The following is a 238-nucleotide window of genomic DNA, read 5'->3' on the forward strand; positions in this document are numbered from 1 at the left end:
TGATCTCCTTGCGCACGTCGGACGCGAGGTCCTTCGGCGCGAGATCGAAGTAGCCGCCGTTGTCGTGCGGGATGGTGGTCGCGTTGCCCTCGTCGTCCTTCTCGAACAGGAAGAACTCCGGTTCCGGACCGACCGAAACGGAGTAGCCCATCTCTTCGGCGTCATCGAGGACGCTTTTCAAGACCTGGCGCGGACCGCCGATGAACGGCTCGCCGTCGGTGTCGACGATGTCACAGAT

1 pseudogene is annotated in these 238 nt (G+C 62.6%); it reads right to left on the reverse strand.

Going from position 1 to position 238, the window contains the following annotated elements:
* Nucleotides 1-238 (reverse strand): annotated as a pseudogene (locus EXE44_RS19350) (glutamine synthetase); the annotation flags it as partial.

It is taken from the genome of Halorubrum sp. SS7 (assembly GCF_005435055.1).
In the GTDB taxonomy this organism is placed as follows: Archaea; Halobacteriota; Halobacteria; order Halobacteriales; family Haloferacaceae; genus Halorubrum; species Halorubrum salinarum.